The sequence below is a fragment of the Burkholderia sp. MBR-1 genome (assembly GCF_013822785.1).
Taxonomy (GTDB): Bacteria; Pseudomonadota; Gammaproteobacteria; order Burkholderiales; family Burkholderiaceae; genus Burkholderia; species Burkholderia vietnamiensis.
Map to the genome: position 1 here is coordinate 3149893 of NZ_CP053609.1, position 19700 is coordinate 3169592.

General features: G+C 65.7%; 19 protein-coding genes and 1 tRNA gene. 11 read left to right on the top strand and 9 right to left on the bottom strand.

Going from position 1 to position 19700, the window contains the following annotated elements:
- Positions 1-44: 44 nt before the first annotated feature.
- The 4 genes from cgtA to MBR110_RS32115 form a co-directional block, all read right to left on the bottom strand.
- Positions 45-1157: an Obg family GTPase CgtA gene (cgtA, locus tag MBR110_RS14560; RefSeq protein ID WP_011883198.1), complete on the bottom strand. Its 1113-nt coding sequence runs from the start codon at positions 1155-1157 to the stop codon at positions 45-47.
- 185 nt (positions 1158-1342) lie between these two features.
- Entirely contained in the window at positions 1343-1606 is a 264-nt protein-coding gene (rpmA, locus tag MBR110_RS14565; RefSeq protein ID WP_006476999.1) for a 50S ribosomal protein L27, read from the bottom strand.
- Between the two features lie 24 nt (positions 1607-1630).
- On the bottom strand, positions 1631-1942 hold the full coding sequence (rplU, locus tag MBR110_RS14570; protein ID WP_006025184.1) for a 50S ribosomal protein L21: 312 nt from the start codon (positions 1940-1942) through the stop codon (positions 1631-1633).
- 80 nt (positions 1943-2022) lie between these two features.
- A complete protein-coding gene (locus MBR110_RS32115) occupies positions 2023-2154 on the bottom strand; it encodes a hypothetical protein (RefSeq protein WP_257786154.1) in 132 nt (43 codons plus the stop codon).
- On the opposite strand from MBR110_RS32115, the gene MBR110_RS14575 reads away from it, so the two are divergent.
- The 10 genes from MBR110_RS14575 to MBR110_RS14620 all read left to right on the top strand — a co-directional run bounded on the left by MBR110_RS14575 (position 2153) and on the right by MBR110_RS14620 (position 12236).
- The gene (locus tag MBR110_RS14575) at positions 2153-3148 is read left to right on the top strand and encodes a polyprenyl synthetase family protein (protein ID WP_011883197.1); all 996 of its coding nucleotides are present in this window, start codon (positions 2153-2155) and stop codon (positions 3146-3148) included. The two genes, MBR110_RS32115 and MBR110_RS14575, sit on opposite strands and share 2 nt — an antisense overlap.
- 151 nt (positions 3149-3299) lie before the next feature.
- Positions 3300-3376: transfer RNA gene (locus tag MBR110_RS14580), tRNA-Pro, on the top strand.
- A gap of 458 nt (positions 3377-3834) precedes the next feature.
- A complete protein-coding gene (locus MBR110_RS14585) occupies positions 3835-5280 on the top strand; it encodes a GSCFA domain-containing protein (protein WP_060081787.1) in 1446 nt (481 codons plus the stop codon).
- 354 nt (positions 5281-5634) lie between these two features.
- The gene (locus MBR110_RS14590) at positions 5635-6921 is read left to right on the top strand and encodes an HlyC/CorC family transporter (protein WP_181709107.1); all 1287 of its coding nucleotides are present in this window, start codon (positions 5635-5637) and stop codon (positions 6919-6921) included.
- 82 nt (positions 6922-7003) lie between these two features.
- On the top strand, positions 7004-8281 hold the full coding sequence (locus tag MBR110_RS14595) for a GspE/PulE family protein (RefSeq protein ID WP_043290764.1): 1278 nt from the start codon (positions 7004-7006) through the stop codon (positions 8279-8281).
- Positions 8278-9492, top strand: coding sequence for a type II secretion system F family protein (locus tag MBR110_RS14600; RefSeq protein WP_059735986.1), 1215 nt, complete (start codon positions 8278-8280; stop codon positions 9490-9492). The genes MBR110_RS14595 and MBR110_RS14600 overlap by 4 nt, the downstream gene beginning before the upstream one ends.
- Before the next feature lie 39 nt (positions 9493-9531).
- Positions 9532-10443 (top strand): prepilin peptidase, encoded by a 912-nt coding sequence (locus MBR110_RS14605; protein WP_011883192.1) that lies wholly within the window; start codon positions 9532-9534, stop codon positions 10441-10443.
- 90 nt (positions 10444-10533) lie between these two features.
- Entirely contained in the window at positions 10534-11142 is a 609-nt protein-coding gene (gene coaE / locus MBR110_RS14610) for a dephospho-CoA kinase (RefSeq protein WP_034194193.1), read from the top strand.
- A gap of 109 nt (positions 11143-11251) precedes the next feature.
- Positions 11252-12007, top strand: coding sequence for a cell division protein ZapD (zapD, locus tag MBR110_RS14615; RefSeq protein ID WP_011883190.1), 756 nt, complete (start codon positions 11252-11254; stop codon positions 12005-12007).
- A gap of 28 nt (positions 12008-12035) precedes the next feature.
- A complete protein-coding gene (locus MBR110_RS14620; RefSeq protein ID WP_011883189.1) occupies positions 12036-12236 on the top strand; it encodes a DNA gyrase inhibitor YacG in 201 nt (66 codons plus the stop codon).
- 65 nt (positions 12237-12301) lie between these two features.
- Here MBR110_RS14620 and MBR110_RS14625 read toward each other — a convergent pair whose 3' ends face one another.
- From MBR110_RS14625 to secA, 4 genes are all read right to left on the bottom strand, one after another.
- The gene (locus tag MBR110_RS14625; protein ID WP_181709108.1) at positions 12302-12760 is read right to left on the bottom strand and encodes an NUDIX domain-containing protein; all 459 of its coding nucleotides are present in this window, start codon (positions 12758-12760) and stop codon (positions 12302-12304) included.
- A complete protein-coding gene (locus MBR110_RS14630) occupies positions 12757-13626 on the bottom strand; it encodes an ATP-binding protein (RefSeq protein ID WP_059461840.1) in 870 nt (289 codons plus the stop codon). The genes MBR110_RS14625 and MBR110_RS14630 overlap by 4 nt, the downstream gene beginning before the upstream one ends.
- Positions 13627-13645: 19 nt before the next feature.
- Positions 13646-14887 (bottom strand): bifunctional glutamate N-acetyltransferase/amino-acid acetyltransferase ArgJ, encoded by a 1242-nt coding sequence (gene argJ, locus MBR110_RS14635; RefSeq protein WP_046422566.1) that lies wholly within the window; start codon positions 14885-14887, stop codon positions 13646-13648.
- Between the two features lie 143 nt (positions 14888-15030).
- Positions 15031-17823: a preprotein translocase subunit SecA gene (gene secA / locus MBR110_RS14640; RefSeq protein ID WP_059895415.1), complete on the bottom strand. Its 2793-nt coding sequence runs from the start codon at positions 17821-17823 to the stop codon at positions 15031-15033.
- Between the two features lie 269 nt (positions 17824-18092).
- Here secA and MBR110_RS14645 point away from each other — a divergent pair, with 269 nt between their 5' ends.
- Positions 18093-18572 (top strand): DUF721 domain-containing protein, encoded by a 480-nt coding sequence (locus MBR110_RS14645; protein ID WP_059455068.1) that lies wholly within the window; start codon positions 18093-18095, stop codon positions 18570-18572.
- A gap of 74 nt (positions 18573-18646) precedes the next feature.
- On the opposite strand, the gene lpxC is transcribed toward MBR110_RS14645, so the two are convergent.
- The gene (gene lpxC, locus MBR110_RS14650) at positions 18647-19564 is read right to left on the bottom strand and encodes a UDP-3-O-acyl-N-acetylglucosamine deacetylase (RefSeq protein WP_011883183.1); all 918 of its coding nucleotides are present in this window, start codon (positions 19562-19564) and stop codon (positions 18647-18649) included.
- Positions 19565-19700 lie beyond the last annotated feature (136 nt).

Genomic DNA, 19700 nt, shown 5'->3' on the forward strand with positions numbered 1-19700 from the left:
AATTTCCGGCACCGGGCGCAGCGCCCGGTGCGTGACGGGCTCGCTCAGGCATCGCCGCCTGAGGTTGCGCCGCCGTCGCTCGGCGGCGCATCGCGGAAGCGCACGTCCGCGGCCAGATCTTCCTCTTCCGCCGCGCGATGCGCGTCCGAATGCTCGGCAAGGTAATCGTAGATCGCATAGCACAGGGCTTCGCAGCCCTGGCCGGTCAGGGCCGAAATCTGGAACACCGGGCCGTCCCAGCCAAAACGCTCGAGGAAGTCGGCAACGCGCGCGTCGCGCTCGTCTTCCGGCACCATGTCGAGCTTGTTCAGCACGAGCCAGCGCGGCTTTTCGTAGAGCGCCTCGTCATACTTGCGCAGTTCGCCGACGATCGCCTTCGCTTCCGCGACCGGATCGACGCTTTCGTCGAACGGAGCGAGGTCGACGAGATGCAGCAGCACGCCGGTGCGCTGCAGGTGCCGCAGGAACTGGTGGCCGAGGCCCGCGCCTTCGGCCGCGCCTTCGATCAGCCCAGGAATATCGGCGATCACGAAGCTCTTGCTCGGGCCGACGCGCACGACGCCCAGGTTCGGCGCGAGCGTGGTGAACGGGTAGTCGGCGATCTTCGGCTTCGCGTTCGACACCGATGAAATGAAGGTCGACTTGCCGGCGTTCGGCATGCCGAGCAGCCCGACGTCGGCGAGCACCTTCAGTTCGAGCCGCAGCATGCGCCGCTCGCCGGGCTTGCCGTCGGTCTTCTGGCGCGGCGCCCGGTTGGTGCTCGACTTGAAATGCAGGTTGCCGAGGCCGCCGGAGCCGCCCTTCGCGAGCATCACCTGCTGATCGTGTTCGGTCAGGTCGGCAATCAGCTCGCCGGTGTCCATGTCGGTCACGACCGTGCCGACCGGCATGCGCAGCGTGATGTCGTCGCCGCCCTTGCCGTAACAATCGGAGCCGCGACCGTTTTCGCCGTTGCGCGCCATGTGCTTCTTCGCGTAACGGTAGTCGATCAGCGTGTTGATGTTGCGGTCGGCGATCGCGTAGACGTTACCGCCCCGGCCGCCGTCGCCGCCGTCCGGCCCGCCGAACGGAACGAACTTCTCGCGGCGCATCGACGCGCTGCCATCGCCTCCGTCGCCGGCGATGACTTCGATTCGTGCTTCGTCAATGAACTTCATTCGTCACTCCGACCAGTATTTCCGCTATTGTGCCGCGCGCCGGCACGCTTGAACAATCTGCCGTTCGGCCGATTGCCCGCCGTTCGCGACAGCCGCCGGCGCGCACCTGCGCGCGGCGGCCAAATAAAAAAAGGCCCCGCGAAGACTGCGGGGCCTTTCGGCTACGAAGCCCGTGGTGCCTTGACTTAGGCAGCCGCCGGGACAACGATGACCAAGTGCTTCTTGTCCGCGCCCTTGGTCGCGAACTTGACGTGACCGTCGACCAGCGCGAACAGGGTGTGATCCTTGCCCATGCCGACGTTCTCGCCAGCGTGCATGCGCGTACCGCGCTGACGCACGATGATGCCGCCGGCGTTGATCGCCTGGCCGCCGTACACTTTCACGCCGAGACGTTTCGACTCGGAGTCGCGGCCGTTCCGGGAAGAGCCGCCTGCCTTTTTGTGTGCCATCTGATTGCTCCTTTACCGAGGCGCTTACGCGTTGATCGCGTCGATGCGCAGCTCAGTGTAGTTCTGGCGGTGGCCGCCGTGCTTTTGGTAGTGCTTCCGGCGACGCATCTTGAAGATGGTGACCTTGGCATGACGACCGTGCGACACGACGGTGGCCTTGACGGAAGCCCCACTGACCAGCGGCGTACCGAACTTAATCGATTCGCCTTCGCCCACTGCGAGAACCTGGTCGAGCGTGATTTCAGCGTCAATGTCAGCCGGTATCTGTTCTACTTTGAGTTTTTCGCCAACGGCAACCTTGTACTGCTTGCCGCCGGTTTTTATGACCGCGTACATTGAGAACCTCACTCTGGATCCAATTTTTCCGCACACCACGCGCGGAAAACACGTGATTATACATGGGGTTAGCGGCCGAGTCAAAGCCGATCCACGATTGCCGCGCGCAAGCCCTGGCCGGATGGCCAAAATCGCGGGCCGCTCACGTCGGACAGACCGGCATATGGCGGATTCGACTTATAATCCGCCGCATCACCCATTTCGATCATCATGTCGTCGTCCACCGCCTCCCCCACCCTCAGCGCCGCCCACCTGCTCGCTCCGATCGCCAGCGACATGGAGCAGGTCAATCGCGTTATCCGGCAAAGCCTCGCGTCCGACGTGCTGCTGATCAACCAGATCGCCGAGTACATCATCGGTGCGGGCGGCAAGCGGCTGCGTCCGGCGCTGCTGTTGCTCGTGGCCGGCGCGCTCGGCGAGACCTCGCACCAGCGGCACGTGCTGGCCGCCGTAGTCGAGTTCATCCATACGGCCACGCTGCTGCACGACGACGTCGTCGACGAATCCGAACTGCGACGCGGCCGGCAGACGGCCAACGCGCTGTTCGGCAACGCGGCCAGCGTGCTGGTCGGCGACTATCTGTACTCGCGCTCGTTCGAGATGATGGTCGGCGTCGGCAAGATGCGCGTGATGGAAATTCTGTCGGAAGCGACGACGATCATCTCGGAAGGCGAAGTGCTGCAGTTGCTGAACATGCACGACGCGGACGTCGACGAGTCGCGCTACATGCAGGTGATCCGCTACAAGACCGCGAAGCTCTTCGAGGCATCGGCCCGGTTGGGCGCGGTGCTGTCGGGCGCCGACGCGCCGACCGAAGCCGCCGCGGCCGAATACGGCCGCCGCATCGGCACCGCATTCCAGATCATGGACGACTGGCTCGACTATGCGGGCACCGCCGAAGCGATGGGCAAGAATGCCGGCGACGATCTGCGCGAAGGCAAGCCGACGCTGCCGCTCATCTATCTGATCGAACGCGGCACGCCCGAGCAAGCGGCGCTTGCGCGCGAGGCGATCGAGCAAGGCGGCACGGATCGCTTCGACACGATCTTCGAGGCGATCACGCGTTCGGGCGCACTCGACCATACGCTCGAATGCGCACGCCAGGAAGCGCAGGCTGCCGCCGCCGCGATCGCCACGTTTCCCGACTCCATCTACAAGGAGAGCCTGCTCGGGCTGTGCTCGTACTCGACGTCGCGGCAGTCGTAAAACACGCCGCGCACGGGACGCAATACCCTGCCCCGAAAAAATTTCTTCGCCAGGGTATTCCCTTTTAGAAAAAACATCGTTATAGTTACGTTCTTGCCTGAGACGACGCAGCGATCTTCACCAAGAAAGCGAAGTCGGACCAGCAGAAATTCGGGGTGTAGCTTAGCCTGGTAGAGCGCTACGTTCGGGACGTAGAGGCCGGAGGTTCGAATCCTCTCACCCCGACCAGAATTTGGTTAAAGTCAGCGACTGGAAAGTATCGCCGTCGTTGCAGCACTACAGCAGCATACATAGTGCAAACCTTTGATAAAGCCTTGCGAATCCATTCGGTTCGTGAGGCTTTTTTCATTGATCCGCCGCCATCGTATCGATACCGTCAACGACGCGCCCAGACACCGTCCGCGCGATCTGCTCATCCGAACGTCGTAACCCGGACCATACAATCGGCGGCAATCGCCGAACGCCACGCGCAGCCCACCGCTCAATCACTCGCATTGACCAGCATCCCGCTTGCCATCCGGCGCCCGCACCGACCGGTATTAAGTTTGGCTCGCACAATGCCGATAATCATCGACATAGCGACTGAACGGACTTGATGCGCGAGACGATCTTCGTCTCGCCGCCCCCGTTCGACGCCCAGCCGGACAGTCGATCGAAGAGCGCAACGCTCGATACGGGAAGGTCAAGTGGATATCAGTAGCTGGAAGAATCAGGCAAAACAGGCGCTCGCCGGAAACGTTGGTGCGCACGCTGTCATTGCGCAGCTGGGCAACGAGCAGATCGACGGTTCAGATCATGAAGCGAATCTCCTTCTCGGCATTCTTTATGGCCAGACGGGGCAGCTAGACCTTGCTGTCGAGCATCTTCGGCAATCGCTCATCCAGGACCAGCGGAATCCGGATGCAATCTTCTTTCTCGGTTGCTTCGATGCGTTGCGGTATCCCGGCCTCCACAAGAGTTGGGCGATTCGGCGAGACCATGCAAAAAACGCACTTCGTCTCGTCGAGAATACGCCGCAGGCCGCGGCCTGGCCGCAACTGAAAGTCTGCCTGGAGATCCTGGCGACAGCGGCAAGCTATGTCGGGCCGCCGGAGGATGCGGAGTTCGCCTATCGCTGGCTCATCAAGATCGATCCGGCGAATGCCGATCACTACGCAAAGCTCTCGCAACTCCGCGCTGACGACGATCTTGAAGAAGCCGTCGCGCTTATCGACCACGCACGAACGCTCAACCCCGCCATCGTCAACAAGACCGATGTCGAGCTTTCCCGCAAAGTGCTTTCGGACGGCACCCGGCGAAAGAGCATTGCACGAGCGAAGTATCCCAGCACGCGTGAAATGAGGGGCGACCTTTCGGCCGTAATCCGGACGAGCTTGCTGGATGGCTTGCCGAAGCAACGCTTCATCGACAAGGAAACCCGCTTTTTTACTCTGGGCTCGTGCTTTGCGAGAGAGATCGCCGTACGTCTCATCGAACGGGGCTATCAGGCCGATTTCTTCGAAGTCGTCGAACACATCAATTCGAGCTTCGCAAACCGCAAGATGGTGGACTGGGCGTTGGGCCAATGCACCGGCCAGAGCAAGGAGCGCCTCGACGAGCTCTTTGCGTCCCTCAACATCACCCCGGAGAATCTCCGGGCGCGTCTGGCCGCCGCGAAGGTGTTCGTCTACACGCTGGGCGTTGCGCCCGCCTTCTTCGACCGGCAATCCGGCGAATTCGTGATGCCTTCCAGTTCGGCACTGGGCTCGCGAGCATTCGCAGAGATGTACGACTTCCGGACTACCACCGTCGGCCAAAATCTGGACAATCTCGACTACATCGTCGCGAATATCAAGGCGTTGAACCCCGACGTCAAGGTCGTGCTTACGGTCAGCCCCGTACCGTTGAAAACCACGTTCGAGTTCAAATCCGCGATACAGGCCGATTGCATTTCCAAATCGACGCTCCGTGTCGTCGCCCACGAATTCGTTACGAGCAATCCCGATGTCATCTATTGGCCGAGCTTCGAAATCGTGCGCTGGCTCGGCGGCCATGTGGGACCGTTTTACGGCAACGACGACGATGCAGCACTGCATGTGGGCGACCATGTCGTCAAGGCCATCACCGATTCATTCATCGAGCACTTTTCGTAACGACCGCATGACGTCGGGCCGCTGGAGATGCGCGCACTGAATGCGCGCTACCCGGAAGCAAAGGCTGACCTCCGGCTCGGGCGACAAGTGGTCCGGCCTTCCGAACCGCGCTTCGCAGTGAAAATGGGCTGAATCGTCGGTTTACGGCTTGTACGCGGGACGACTCCGACGACCGCGGCTGCAGCGCAATCGAATGCCCGCGGCCCGACCGCGATTTGACCGGACGTGCACCGCGTACGTCTTCCGACTCCTTTTTCGCCGTTCACACGAACCGGCGTGCCGCGCGCGACACATCCCCGCCGTCGGCCTCTGCTATATTCCCTCCATCCCTGTCTTCACTGCCCTTTCCGACGCGTGGACCAAATTCCCTTATGGGCGCAAATCGGCGCCGTCTTCCTGCTTCTCCTCTGTTCCAGCTTCTTTTCCATTTCCGAGACCGCGATGATGGCGCTCAACCGCCATCGGCTGAAGCATCTCGCCAGCCAGGGCGCGCTCGGCGCGAAAACCACGCAAGGCCTGCTGACGCGCACCGATCTGCTGCTCAGCGTGATCCTGATCGGCAACAACCTGTTCAACACGATCATCCCGGTGCTCACGACGTCGCTCGCGCTGCACACGTTCGGCCGTAACAACCTCGCGCTGTCGATCGCGACCGGGATCGTCGCGTTCCTGATCATCGTGTTCGCGGAAATCGCGCCGAAAATCGTCGGCGCGACCTTTCCCGAGCGCATCGCGCTGCCGGCGAGCCTCGTGATCGCGCCGTTGATGCGCGTGTTCAAGCCGGTCGTGTGGTTCGTCAACGCGCTCGCCAACGGCGTGCTGTGGGTGCTGCGCATCAACACGAAGAGCGGCCGCGACCAGCGCATGTCGGCCGACGAACTGCGCGCGATCGTGCTCGAATCGAGCAGCTTCATGCCGACCAAGCACCGCAGCATCCTGCTGAACCTGTTCGACCTCGAGAACATCACGGTGGACGACGTGATGGTGCCGCGGCGGCAGATCGAGTCGCTGAACTTCTACGCGCCGTTCGACGAAGTCCTGCATCAGATCGAGACCTGCTATCACAATCGTCTCGTCGTGTATGAAGGCGACATCGACAAGGTGCTCGGCGTGCTGCACGTGCGCAAGACGCTGACGGCGCTGCACAACCAGGACTTCGACCGCGAAATGCTGCGCACGCTGCTCGCCGAGCCTTACTACGTGCCGTCCGGCACGCCGGTCGTCCAGCAGCTCCAGTACTTCCAGGAAAGCCGGCAACGCACCGCGCTGGTCGTCAACGAGTACGGCGAACTCGAAGGGCTCGTGACGCCCGAGGACATCATCGAGGAGCTGATCGGCGAATTCACGACGTCGATGCCGCGCGGCGAACGCGCGGGCGGCTGGAACGACAGCGGCGAATGCATCGTCGCCGCCAGCATGCCGCTGCGCGAGCTGAACCGCTGGCTGCATCTGCAACTGCCGACCGACGGGCCGAAGACGCTCAACGGGCTGATTCTCGAGATCCTCGAGGAGATTCCGGAAGGCGACGTGTGCGTGAAAATCGGCGGCGTGATGCTCGAGGTGATGCGCAGCGACGATCAGGCCGTGCGCACCGTCAAACTGTTCAAGCCGCGCGTCGCGCGCGCCAGGGCGGTGCGCTAGCCGAACGGCCTACTGTCGGCGCCGCTCGCGATACGCGACCATTTCCCGGTCACGATCAACAGGCGGCCCAGCGCCGGCTCACATGCAATCGCCCCCTCCCGCGGCGCCGCTGCACATGCAGCGGCCGCCGCTCTCCTCCGCCGCGTCGTCGGCCGCGCCGCCGCGCTCGCTCGATGCCGCGCAGCTCGACGACTCCCCCGCGGTACGGCTGCTCACCGATACGCTGCATGCCGCGCGCGTACGCGACGCGTCCGACATCCACGTCGAACCGTTCGAAACGGGCTGGCGCATCCGGCTGCGCATCGACGGCGTGCTGCACGAGCACCTGCGCCCGCCGGTTCATCTGCGCGACGCGGTCGTCACGCGGATCAAGGTGCTCGCCCGGATGGACATCGCCGAGCGGCGGCTTCCGCAAGACGGCCGGCTGCGCATTGCGATCGACGCCGGCAAGCGCGGCGACTACCGGGTCAGCTCGTTGCCCACGCTGTTCGGCGAGAAGCTCGTGCTGCGCCGCCTCGAGACGCTGCCGCCCGACCTCACGCTCGCGCGCCTCGGTTTCGACGCGCGTCAGGCCGCGGCGATGGAGGCCGCGATACGTGCGCCGCACGGCCTCGTGCTCGTGACCGGGCCGACCGGCAGCGGCAAGACGCTGTCGCTCTATTGCGCGCTGCAGATGCTCGATCGGGACGCGCACAACGTCTGCACGGTCGAGGATCCGGCCGAGATCCAGCTCGACGGCATCAACCAGGTCGGCGTCGCGGAAAAGGCCGGCCTCACCTTCGCCACCGCACTGCGTGCGCTGCTGCGACAGGATCCGGACGTCATCATGGTCGGCGAGATTCGCGATGCGGAGACGGCCGACGTCGCGCTGAAGGCCGCGCAGACGGGCCACCTCGTGCTGTCGACCCTGCATACGAACGACGCCCCGGCAGCGGTCGCACGGCTGCTCGACATCGGCGTCGCGCCGTACAACCTTGCGGCCGCGTTGCGCCTCGTGACCGCGCAGCGCCTCGTCCGGCGCCTGTGCACCGCGTGCCGCGTGCGTTCCGATGCACCGGCAAGCGTGCTACGCGAAGCCGGTTGCGATGCCGCCGCGCTGGCGTCCGGCTGGCGGCCGTTCGTCGCGCGCGGTTGTGCCGCCTGCCACGGCATCGGCTATCGAGGGCGGATCGGTCTGCATCAGACGATGCCGGTGTCGGCCGAGATGGCGGAGCGCATCGTCGCGCGCGCAAGCGTCGGTGCGCTGGCGCAATGCGCCGCGGCCGAAGGCGTGCGCAACCTGCGCGACGCGGCGCTCGCGCACGTTCGCGACGGCACGACGAGTATCGCGGAAGCGCTTGCCGCGACGCCGGACGCATGACCGCGATGCGCGCGCCCCGTCAGGAAACCCGGTTCGCATGGCGCGGCCGTCGTCGCGACGGCAGCGCGTGCCGCGGCCACGTCATCGCGTTCGACGCGGCCGCCGCGCGTGCCGCGCTCGCGCGGGACGGTATCGCGGTGCTCGCGCTCGACGCGCGCGGCGCCGCGCGGCCGCCCGCCGCCGGCACACGCGACGTGACGCGCTTCACGCGTCAGCTCGCGAGCTTGCTGCAAGCCGGGCTGCCGCTCGCACCGTCGCTCGAGATGCTCGCGCGCACCCGCACGCGTGACGGGATGCCGCGCATCGCTGCGGGTCTCGCGCTCGAGATCGTCGGCGGGCAGCGTCTGGCCGTCGCCCTCGGGCGCTATCCGGCGCAGTTCGGCACGCTGTATCGGCAACTGATCGAAGTCGGCGAGGCGTCGGGCGCGCTCGGCACCGTGCTCACCCGCGTCGCCGAGCACCGCGAGCGCGCCGACGCACAGTGGCGCAAGGCACGCGCCGCCCTCACGTACCCGGTCGCCGTCATCGCGTTCGCGCTCGCGATCTCGGCGGCGTTGATGGTGTGGGTCGTCCCGACCTTCCGGCAGATCTTCGACGGCTTCGGCGCCGCCTTGCCCGCACCGACCCGCGCCCTGCTCGCCGTTTCGTCCGCGACCTCGGCCTGGGGCGGCACGTTCGTCGCCGTTGCGACCGCGCTGGCGCTCGCTGCGCGCCACGCGTTGCGGCGCTCGCCACAACTGCGCTACACGGTCGCGCAGCGGATGTTGAACGCGCCAGTCGTCGGCAGTGCGCTCGCGCGGTTCGCGGCCGCGCGCTGGTGTCGCTCGCTCGCGACGCTGCTCGGCGCCGGCGTGCCGCTCGCCGACGCATTCGCGACGCTCGAACGCGCGTCCGGCCATCCGGTGTTCGAGCGCGCCACCGAGCAGATCGCGGCCCGCGTGCTGCGCGGCGTACGGCTCGCCGATGCGATGCACGCGGCCGGGTGCTTTCCGGACGACGTCGTGCAGCCCATCGCCGTCGCCGAGGAAACCGGCGCGCTCGACACGATGCTGGCCGATATCGCGTCGCTCTGCGAGCGTCAGCTCGACGCGCGCCTCGATGCGCTCGCGGCGCTCGGCGAACCGTTGATCGTGATCGTGCTTGGCGCACTCGTCGGCGCGCTCGTGATCGCGATGTATCTGCCCATCCTTCAGCTCGGCAACGTGGTGTAGCATCGCATCCGATTCCGTCGCCTACCGAACCCTGACCCGATGACGCGCGCGCCCATGTTCCCCGTTCCCGATTCGCCCGCCGGCACGTTGCTCGCGCTGGCGCTGCTGCCGCCCGCGGTGCAGTATGCGTTCGCCGTCGTGATCGGTCTGTGCGTCGGCAGCTTCATCAACGTCGTCGCGCACCGGGTTCCGGTGATGATGCAGCGCGCGTGGCGCGCCGAAATCGCCGAAGCGACCGGCAACGCAGACGCGGCGCCCGACGACGGCTATCCGCAGCGCTACGATCTGTGGCGCCCGCGCAGCGCATGCCCGCACTGCGGCCACGTATTGCGCGCATGGGAGAATGTACCGCTCCTCAGCTACGTGATGTTGCGCGGGCGCTGTCGTCAGTGCGGTCACGCCATCGGTATCCGCTATCCGCTCGTCGAACTCGCCGGCGCCCTGCTCGCCGCCGGTTCGCTCGCCGCATTCGGCCCGACCGGCGCAGCAATCGCCGCGTTCGGCCTATGCGCCGCGCTGCTCGCGATGAGCGCGATCGACATCCGGACCGGCTACCTGCCCGACTCGATGACGCTGCCGCTGCTGTGGGCAGGCCTCGCGTTGAACCTCGCGGGCATGTTCACGTCGCTGCAGTCGGCCGTGATCGGCGCGATGTCCGGATACCTGTTCCTGTGGTCGATCTACTGGCTGTTCAGATGGCTGCGCGGCATCGAAGGCATCGGCTTCGGCGATCTGAAGCTGCTCGCCGCGCTCGGTGCATGGATGGGCTGGGCCGCGCTGCCGCAGGTCGTGCTGTTCGCCGCGGTGACCGGCGCGATCGTCGGGCTGGTCGCGACGTGGCGCGGCCGCATGCGCTTCGAGGAGCCGATTCCGTTCGGTCCGTTCCTCGCGGCCGGCGGCGTCGCAACGCTGTTTTTCGGTACCCCTTTCTATTCGGCGCTCGGCGGCTGACATGGTGCGACGCCCGTGTCCGCCTCGTTCGCGTTCGCTACGTCGCACGCAGCCGTCGCGCTCGATCGCGGCGGCGCGGCGGAGGCTCGTATGTATGCAATAGGACTCACCGGCGGGATCGGCAGCGGCAAGACGACCGTCGCCGACCTGTTCGCCGCACGCGGCGCATCGCTGGTCGATACCGACCTGATCGCGCACCGCATCACCGCGCCGGCCGGTCTCGCGATGCCGGCGATCGAGCAGACGTTCGGGCCCGCGTTCGTCGCGGCCGACGGCTCGCTCGACCGCGCACGGATGCGCGCACTCATCTTCAGCGACGAAGACGCGCGCAGGCGGCTCGAAGCGATCACGCATCCGCTGATTCGCGCGGAGACGGAACGCGAGGCCCGCGACGCGCAGGGCCCGTACGTGATTTTCGTCGTGCCGCTGCTGGTCGAGTCGCGCAATTGGAAGGCGCGCTGCGATCGCGTGCTCGTCGTCGACTGCCCGGTCGACACCCAGATCGCGCGCGTGATGCAGCGCAATGGCTTCACGCGCGAGCAGGTCGAGGCGATCATCGCGCGACAAGCGACGCGCGAAGCGCGCCTGGCCGCTGCCGACGACGTGATCGTCAACGACGCGACGACGCCCGACGCGCTGGCCGCACAGGTCGATGCATTGCACCAACGCTACCTCGCATTCGCGGCTGCAAAACACTGAACGCGGCGCTCGCGCGCGATGGTGCACGAAATTGGCGCGTTGCTAGGGTAGAGAGGGGGCATTAGAATGTCCTGCATTGTTTCTATCCCTACCCGAGAGGCGAGCGCGCTTGATTCTTTACGAGTATCCGTTCAACGAGCGAATCCGCACGCTGCTGCGCCTCGAGGACCTGTTCGAGCGCTTCGCGTTCTTTTTGGCTCAGGAGGACCCGCGCGAACATCACGTCGCGTTGACGACGCTGTTCGAGATCGCCGAGGTCACCGGCCGCGCGGACCTGAAATCGGATCTGATGAAGGAGCTCGAACGTCAGCGCCAGACGCTCGCGCCGTTCCGCGGCAATCCGGGCATCGAACAGAATGCGCTCGAAGCCGTGCTCGGCGAAATCGAGCAGACGCTCGCCAATCTTGCGCAGATGCAGGGCAAGACGGGGCAGCATCTGGTCGACAACGAGTGGCTCGCGAGCATCCGCAGCCGCGCGGTCATTCCGGGCGGCACCTGCAAGTTCGACCTGCCGTCGTACTACGCGTGGCAACAATGGCCGGCCGAACAGCGGCGCCAGGACATCGCGAAATGGGTGGCGCCGCTGCTGCCGCTGCGCGACGCCGCGGCGATCGTGCTGCGGCTTGCGCGCGAATCGGGCCAGGCGTCGAAGGTGATGGCGATGCAGGGCAGCTATCAGCAAATGCTGTCCGGGCGCACCTATCAGCTGATGCAGGTGCGCGTGCCGCCGGAGCTGCACGTGATCCCCGAAGCGAGCGCCAACAAATACATGCTGTGGGTGCGATTCACCATGCAGGACGGCGATGTGCGTCCGCGCGCAGTCGACATCGACGTACCGTTCCATCTGACACTCTGCAACCTGTAACGGCCGCGTGCCGGTTTTACGCTTTCGTATGGTTACCGTTGTGAAATGCCCGTCGTGCGGCGCCGAAGTGCGCTGGACACACGAAAACAAGTTCCGACCGTTCTGTTCGGCCCGCTGCAAGCAGCTCGACCTCGGCGCATGGGCTGCGGAAAAGTATCGGATCGGCGGTTCGTCCGACGAAGGTCCGTCGTCCGAGGAAGACGGCGGCGACACGCGCCGCGACGTCTGACTCCGAACGGCCGGCCAACCCTGGCCGATATGGCCCGCCTTTTCAGTCGGCGGGCCGCGACGGCGTCATTGCGACGCCGCTTCCTTCTCAAGCAATTCGAGCACCGGCAGCGCGGCGGGCAACAGCGGCGCGACGTCGACCGGCAGCGGCTGCCACGCGAACGCCTGCCCTTCCTTGCCGTGCAGCTCGCCCGTCCAGCCCGTCACCTTGCAGAAATAGAGCCGCACGTACGCATGCGGATAATCGTGCTCGAGCGTGTGCCAGCGCTCGCTCGCCGTGACGACGATGCCGAGCTCCTCGTGCAGCTCGCGCGCGAGCGCCCCCTCGACGCTCTCGCCGGCCTCGAGCTTGCCGCCCGGGAACTCCCAGTAGCCTTCATAGGGCTTGCCCTGCAGCCGCTGCGCGAGCAGATAGCGGCAGCCGCCGGGCGTCCCGTCGGACTGCACCATCACGCCGACCGCGACTTCCGTCACCTTGCGGCCGTCGGGCGCGCGCCCGGCGTCCGTTGCATGCGCCGTGCTCATGCTCGCTCCTTGCGGCCCGACCAGTCGCGCGCGAACTGCCACGCGACGCGCCCCGAACGCGAACCGCGCTCGAGCGCCCACACGAGCGCGTCGCCGCGCGCCGTGTCGATCTCGGTGTCCGCGCAACCGAAATGGCGCAGCCAGTGCGCGACGATGTCGAGGTAGTCGTCCTGCTTGAACGGGTAGAAGCTGACCCACAGGCCGAAGCGCTCAGAAAGCGAGATCTTCTCCTCGACCACTTCGCCCGGGTGGATCTCGCCGTCCGGCAGGTGCTTGTACGACTCGTTGTCGCTCATGTACTCCGGCAGCAGATGGCGGCGGTTGGAGGTCGCGTAGATCAGCACGTTGTCCGACTGCGCGGCGATCGAGCCGTCGAGCGCGACCTTCAGCGCCTTGTACCCCGATTCGCCGTCCTCGAACGACAAGTCGTCGCAGAACACGATGAAGCGCTCCGGGCGCGGCGAGATCAGCTCGACGATGTCGCCGAGATCGTGCAGATCGTCCTTGTCGACTTCGATCAGGCGCAGCCCGTCGTTCGCGTACGCGTTCAGGCACGCCTTGATCAGCGACGACTTGCCGGTGCCGCGCGCGCCGGTCAGCAGCACGTTGTTGGCCGGCTTGCGCTGCACGAACTGACGCGTATTTTGCTCGATCAGCCCTTTTTGCCGGTCGATGTTGTGAAGATCGTCGAGCGTGATCGTCGACGCCGCCGGCACCGGCTGCAGATAGCCGCGCCCCTGGCGCTTGCGCCAGCGGAACGCGGTGGCCGCATTCCAGTCGACGTCCGCCGGCGCGGGCGGCAGCAGCCCCTCGAGGCGGCCGAGCAGCGCTTCCGCACGCGTCAGAAACTGTTCGAGCTTGTCCATGTCGTTCGAGCGCCCGCGATCAGGAGCGGTAGTCCGCGTTGATGCTCACGTAGTCGTGCGACAAATCGCACGTCCACACCGTCGCCTGCGCATCGCCGCGGCCAAGCAGCACGCGGATCGTGATTTCGCTCTGCTTCATCACGCGCTGACCGTCTTCTTCCTGGTAGGCCGGGTTGCGGCCGCCGGCCTTGGCGACCAGCACGTCGTCGAGATAGAGGTCGATCTTGCCGACGTCGAGATCGGCGACGCCCGCATAGCCGATCGCAGCCAGGATCCGGCCCAGATTGGGGTCGGACGCATAGAAGGCCGTCTTCACCAGCGGCGAATGGCCGATCGCGTAGGCGATCTGGCGGCACTCGGAGACGCTCTTGCCGCCCTCGACCTGCACGGTCATGAATTTCGTCGCACCTTCGCCGTCGCGCACGATCAGCTGCGACAGCTGCTGCGCGACCTGCGTGACCGCGTCCCGCAGCGCCGCATAGGCCGGCGTATCGGTCGACGTGATCGCGGGCAGCGTGCTCTTGCCCGACGCGATCAGGATGAACGAGTCATTCGTCGACGTATCGCCGTCGATCGTGATGCAGTTGAACGAGCGGTCGGCGACTTCCTTCACGAGCGTGTCGAGCACCGGCTGTGCGACGTTCGCGTCGAAAGCGAGGAAGCCGAGCATCGTCGCCATGTTCGGCTTGATCATCCCGGCGCCCTTGCTGATGCCGGTCAGCGTGACCGTGTGGCCGTCGATCGTCACCTGACGCGACGCGGCCTTCGGCAGCGTGTCGGTCGTCATGATCGCCTGCGCGGCGTCGTACCAGTTCGCCGCGTTGCGGTTCGCGAGCGCGGCCGGCAGCCCTGCCTTCAGGCGGTCGATCGGCAGCGGCTCAAGAATCACGCCGGTCGAGAACGGCAGCACCTGCGCGGCGTCGAGGCCCGCGAGGCGCGCGAGCTCCGCGCAGGTTTCGCGGGTGTTCGCGAGGCCCGGCTCGCCGGTGCCCGCGTTCGCATTGCCGGTATTCACGACCAGCGCGCGGATGCCCGCGCCGCCCGCACGAACCTTCGCCAGATGCTCGCGGCACACGATCACCGGCGCGGCGCAGAAGCGGTTCTCGGTGAATACGCCGGCAACCGTCGCGCCTTCGTCGACGGAAATGACCAGCACGTCCTTGCGATTCGGCTTGCGGATGTTCGCTTCCGCCCAGCCGAGCGTGACGCCGGCGACGGGATGCAATTGGGCGGGATCGATCGACGGAAAATTGACAGCCATGGGGCACACCTGCCGGATGGAAAATGCCGGCACGCGCCGGCATCGATTGGAAGAACCGGCGGCCGCGGGAACGGGCCGCCGCAACTCACATCACTGACTCGAAGCTGCGAACGATGCGGCACGCGCATGCGCGCCGCCGCCGATCATGACAGCTTCCCGTGACATTGCTTGTACTTCTTGCCGCTGCCGCACGGGCACGGGTCGTTGCGGCCGACCTTCGGCATCTCGCCGCCGGCGCCGCCGTGGGTCATCGCGCTGCCGACCATGTCGGCCGTGGCGGCCGCCGCAACCGCGACGTTCGCCACCGGCGCGCCCGATTCGGCGTAGTCGGCGTGCTGGAACTCGACGTTCTCGAGATGGCCGCCCTGCTCCTCGATCTGCTCGGCGGCTTCCTCGAGCTGCTCCGGCGACTGGATCTGCACGTTCATCACGATGCGCGTGACTTCCTGCTTGATCGCGTCGAGCATCGCGGCGAACAGCTCGAACGCTTCGCGCTTGTATTCCTGCTTCGGGTTCTTCTGCGCATAGCCGCGCAGATGGATGCCCTGGCGCAGGTGATCGAGCGCGGCCAGATGCTCGCGCCACAGGCGGTCGACCGTCTGCAGCATGACCGAACGCTCGAACGCGCTGAACGACTCGCGGCCGACCATCGCGACCTTCGCTTCGTACTGCTCGTCCGCGGCGCTCGTCACGGCCTCGAGAATCTCCTCGGCCGTGATCGACGACGACTCGTTCACCATTTCCTGGATCGCGAGATCGAGCTGCCAGTCGTTGCGCAGCACTTCCTCGAGCTCCGGCACGTCCCACTGTTCCTCGATGCTGCCTGCCGGCACGAACTGGTGCACGACTTCGGTGATCACGCCATGACGCATCGCCGAAATGGTTTCGGTGATGTCGTGCGCTTCGAGCAATTCGTTGCGCTGCTGATAGATCACCTTGCGCTGGTCGTTCGACACGTCGTCGTATTCGAGCAGCTGCTTGCGGATGTCGAAGTTGCGCGCTTCGACCTTGCGCTGCGCGGATTCGATCGAGCGCGTGACGATGCCGGCCTCGATCGCCTCGCCTTCCGGCATCTTCAGGCGATCCATGATCGAGCGCACGCGGTCGCCCGCGAAGATGCGCAGCAGCGGATCGTCGAGCGACAGGTAGAAGCGCGACGAGCCCGGATCGCCCTGGCGGCCCGCACGGCCGCGCAGCTGGTTGTCGATCCGGCGCGATTCGTGGCGCTCGGTGCCGATGATGTGCAGGCCGCCCGCGGCCTTCACCTGCTCGTGCAGCGTTTCCCACTCGTCGTGCAGCTGCTTGATGCGGCGCGCCTTTTCGTCCGGCGGGATCGAATCGTCGGCCTCGAGGAACGCCGCCTGCTTCTCGGCGTTGCCGCCGAGCACGATGTCGGTGCCGCGGCCGGCCATGTTGGTCGCGATCGTGATGCGCTTCGGACGGCCGGCTTCGGCGACGATCGCCGCTTCGCGCTCGTGCTGCTTCGCGTTCAGCACTTCATGCGGCAGCCCGGCCTGCGTCAGCAGGTGCGACAGCAACTCCGAATTCTCGATCGACGTCGTGCCGACCAGCACCGGCTGGCCGCGCTCGTAGCATTCGCGAATGTCGCGGATCACCGCGTCGTAACGCTCCTTGGCCGTCTTGTAGATCTGGTCCTGCTTGTCGATCCGCTTCGGCGGACGGTTGGTCGGGATCACGACCGTCTCGAGGCCGTAGATCTCGTTGAATTCGTATGCTTCGGTGTCGGCGGTGCCGGTCATGCCCGCGAGCTTCGCGTACATCCGGAAGTAGTTCTGGAACGTGATCGACGCGAGCGTCTGGTTCTCGCTCTGGATCTTCACGTGCTCCTTCGCCTCGACCGCCTGGTGCAGGCCGTCGGACCAGCGGCGGCCGGCCATCAGGCGGCCGGTGAATTCGTCGACGATCACCACTTCGCCGTTCTGCACGACGTAATGCTGATCCTTGTGGAACAGCGTGTGGGCGCGCAGCGCCGCGTACACGTGGTGCATCAGCGTGATGTTCTGCGGCGCGTACAGGCTCTCGCCTTCACCGATCAGGCCCCACTCCGCGAGCAGGCGCTCGGCCTTCTCGTGGCCCGATTCGGTCAGGAACACCTGGCGCGACTTCTCGTCGAGCGTGTAGTCGCCCGGCCTCTCGACGCCCGTGCCGTCGGCCTTCTCCTCGCCGATCTGGCGCTCGAGCAGCGGCGGCAGCGCGTTCATCCGCACGTACAGTTCGGTGTGGTCTTCCGCCTGGCCCGAGATGATCAGCGGGGTACGCGCCTCGTCGATCAGGATCGAGTCGACTTCGTCGACGACTGCAAAGTTCAGCGCCCGCTGCACGCGCGCATCGGTCTCGTAGACCATGTTGTCGCGCAGGTAGTCGAAGCCGAACTCGTTGTTCGTGCCGTACGTGATGTCGGCCGCGTAGGCCTGCTGCTTCTGGTCGTGCTCCATGCCGGACAGGTTGATGCCGACCGACAGACCGAGGAAGTTGTAGAGGCGCGCCATCCATTCGGCGTCGCGCTGCGCGAGGTAATCGTTGACGGTCACCACGTGCACGCCGCGGCCTGCCAGCGCGTTCAGGTACACCGGCAGCGTCGCGACGAGCGTCTTGCCTTCGCCAGTGCGCATTTCGGCGATCTTGCCGTAGTGGAGCACCATGCCGCCGATCAGCTGCACGTCGAAGTGGCGCATCTTGAGCACGCGGCGGCTCGCCTCGCGGCACACCGCGAACGCCTCGGGCAGCAGCTTGTCGAGCGACTCGCCGGCCGCGATCCGCTGACGGAACTCGTCCGTCTTGCCGCGCAACTGGTCGTCCGTCAGCTTTTCGATCTGCGGTTCGAGCGCATTGATCGCCGCGACGGTCTTTTGGTATTGCTTGACGAGCCGTTGGTTGCGGCTGCCAAAAATTTTCTGGAGAAAACCGGTTGTCATCGGATCGGATCCTGCGTCGCAGCACCGGCGCCCGGCACGCGTTGCGCGCCCTCGACGCCCGAGCCTCGGCGGCTTAGCGAATTAGTGGAATCAAACGAGGAATTTTAGCACGCGGGAAAGCACGCGCCGGTGTCGGCGCGGCACGCGCGCCGCGCGCGGCAACGGTTCCGGCGAGCCGCCGCGCGCGGCCGAAAGCCGCCCGTGCATGCGCCGGCGCGGGTACAATCGGCGTCAACCTCCGCGCGCGTGCGCGCCCGAAGAATGCCTCGATGAACCGATTTTCCAAGCGTTTCGGCCCGCTCTCCACGTATCGCCCGCAGCCCGTGTCCGAAGTGCTCAACCGCACCGACGCGTTCGCGGCGCTGCGTGCCGGCGTCGAACAGGTCGCGTCGCTGCAGCGCGACCTCACCGCGCTGCTGCCCGACTATCTCGCCAGTCATGTCGAACCGGGCTCGATCAAGGACGGTACGCTGACCCTTTTTGCCGCGCACAATGCGCTCGCCGCGCGGCTGCGTCAGGTCGAGCGCCGGCTGCTCGCCGATCTGCAAAAGCGCGGCTGGCCGGTGGACGCGCTGCGGGTGCGCGTGCGGCCGAAGGATGCGCCGGAACCGCCGCACGTGAAGCAGGCGCGGATGACGTCGGTCGGCGTGGCGGCGCTGCGCGAGCTCGCCGACCATCTCGAACCGTCGCCGCTGCAGGCGGCGCTCGCGCGGATGGCCGCGCGCCACGGCCCGAAATCGCCGCGTTGAAGCGCGCCGCCGCGGCACGCGCGATAAAAAAGCGACCCGAAGGTCGCTTTTTTATCGCGCGTGCCTGCCGCCGATCACGCGAAGGCCGTCTGCGTATCGAACGCGAACCCCTTCGGTGCGGATTGCGGATCGTCGAACGTGACGATCTCGTAGGCGTCTTCGTGCGCGAGCAGTTCGCGCAGCAGCGCGTTGTTCAGCCCGTGGCCCGACTTGTAAGCCGTGTACGATGCCAGCAGCGGATGGCCGACCACGTACAGGTCGCCGATCGCGTCGAGCATCTTGTGCTTCACGAACTCGTCGTCGTAGCGCAAGCCGTCGTTGTTGAGGATCCGGTATTCGTCGAGCACGATCGCGTTGTCCATGCTGCCGCCGCGTGCGAGGCCCAGCTCGCGCATCATCTCGACCTCGTGCGCGAAACCGAACGTGCGCGCACGCGCGATCTCGCGCACGTACGACGTATTCGCGAAATCGACCTCGAGTTCCTGGCCGGTCTTGTCCACGGCCGGGTGACGGAAGTCGATCGTGAACTTCAGCTTGAAGCCGAAAAACGGGTCGAGGCGCGCGAACTTGTCACCATCGCGGATTTCGACCGGCTTCGTCACCTTGATGAAGCGCTTCGGCGCGTTCTGCTCCTCGATGCCCGCCGACTGGATCAGGAACACGAAGGACGCGGCGCTGCCGTCCATGATCGGAATTTCCTCGGCCGTCACGTCGACATAGAGATTGTCGATGCCCAGGCCCGCACACGCGGACATCAGGTGCTCGACGGTCGACACGCGCGCACCGTCCTTCTGCAGCACCGACGCGAGCCGCGTATCGCCGATCGACATCGCGGAGGCCGGGATGTCGACGGGCGTCGGCAAATCGACGCGCGAGAACACGATCCCCGTGCCCGGCGCGGCCGGGCGGAGCGTCAGTTCGACCTTGCGGCCCGAGTGCAGACCGATACCCACGGTCTTCACGATCGATTTGATGGTGCGCTGCTTCAGCATGGTGTTCTTCTGCTTGATTGAGAATATCAATCAGGAGTTATATTCGATAGGTGAGATTATAGCGTAATTCCCTATTCGACGCTGGTTGAAACTGCGTATCAATCTGTTTCGACTGTTTACCCGCGCGAATACGGGA

Bases quoted from the DNA above. Each gene is read 5' to 3' on its own strand.
- cgtA (WP_011883198.1), bottom strand. From the start codon at position 1,157: ATGAAGTTCATTGACGAAGCACGAATCGAAGTCATCGCCGGCGACGGA.
- rpmA (WP_006476999.1), bottom strand. From the start codon at position 1,606: ATGGCACACAAAAAGGCAGGCGGCTCTTCCCGGAACGGCCGCGACTCC.
- rplU (WP_006025184.1), bottom strand. From the start codon at position 1,942: ATGTACGCGGTCATAAAAACCGGCGGCAAGCAGTACAAGGTTGCCGTT.
- MBR110_RS14575 (WP_011883197.1), top strand. From the start codon at position 2,153: ATGTCGTCGTCCACCGCCTCCCCCACCCTCAGCGCCGCCCACCTGCTC.
- MBR110_RS32115 (WP_257786154.1), bottom strand. From the start codon at position 2,154: ATGATGATCGAAATGGGTGATGCGGCGGATTATAAGTCGAATCCGCCA.
- MBR110_RS14595 (WP_043290764.1), top strand. From the start codon at position 7,004: ATGCAATCGCCCCCTCCCGCGGCGCCGCTGCACATGCAGCGGCCGCCG.
- MBR110_RS14600 (WP_059735986.1), top strand. From the start codon at position 8,278: ATGACCGCGATGCGCGCGCCCCGTCAGGAAACCCGGTTCGCATGGCGC.
- MBR110_RS14605 (WP_011883192.1), top strand. From the start codon at position 9,532: ATGACGCGCGCGCCCATGTTCCCCGTTCCCGATTCGCCCGCCGGCACG.
- coaE (WP_034194193.1), top strand. From the start codon at position 10,534: ATGTATGCAATAGGACTCACCGGCGGGATCGGCAGCGGCAAGACGACC.
- MBR110_RS14620 (WP_011883189.1), top strand. From the start codon at position 12,036: ATGGTTACCGTTGTGAAATGCCCGTCGTGCGGCGCCGAAGTGCGCTGG.
- MBR110_RS14625 (WP_181709108.1), bottom strand. From the start codon at position 12,760: ATGAGCACGGCGCATGCAACGGACGCCGGGCGCGCGCCCGACGGCCGC.
- MBR110_RS14630 (WP_059461840.1), bottom strand. From the start codon at position 13,626: ATGGACAAGCTCGAACAGTTTCTGACGCGTGCGGAAGCGCTGCTCGGC.
- argJ (WP_046422566.1), bottom strand. From the start codon at position 14,887: ATGGCTGTCAATTTTCCGTCGATCGATCCCGCCCAATTGCATCCCGTC.
- secA (WP_059895415.1), bottom strand. From the start codon at position 17,823: ATGACAACCGGTTTTCTCCAGAAAATTTTTGGCAGCCGCAACCAACGG.
- MBR110_RS14645 (WP_059455068.1), top strand. From the start codon at position 18,093: ATGAACCGATTTTCCAAGCGTTTCGGCCCGCTCTCCACGTATCGCCCG.
- lpxC (WP_011883183.1), bottom strand. From the start codon at position 19,564: ATGCTGAAGCAGCGCACCATCAAATCGATCGTGAAGACCGTGGGTATC.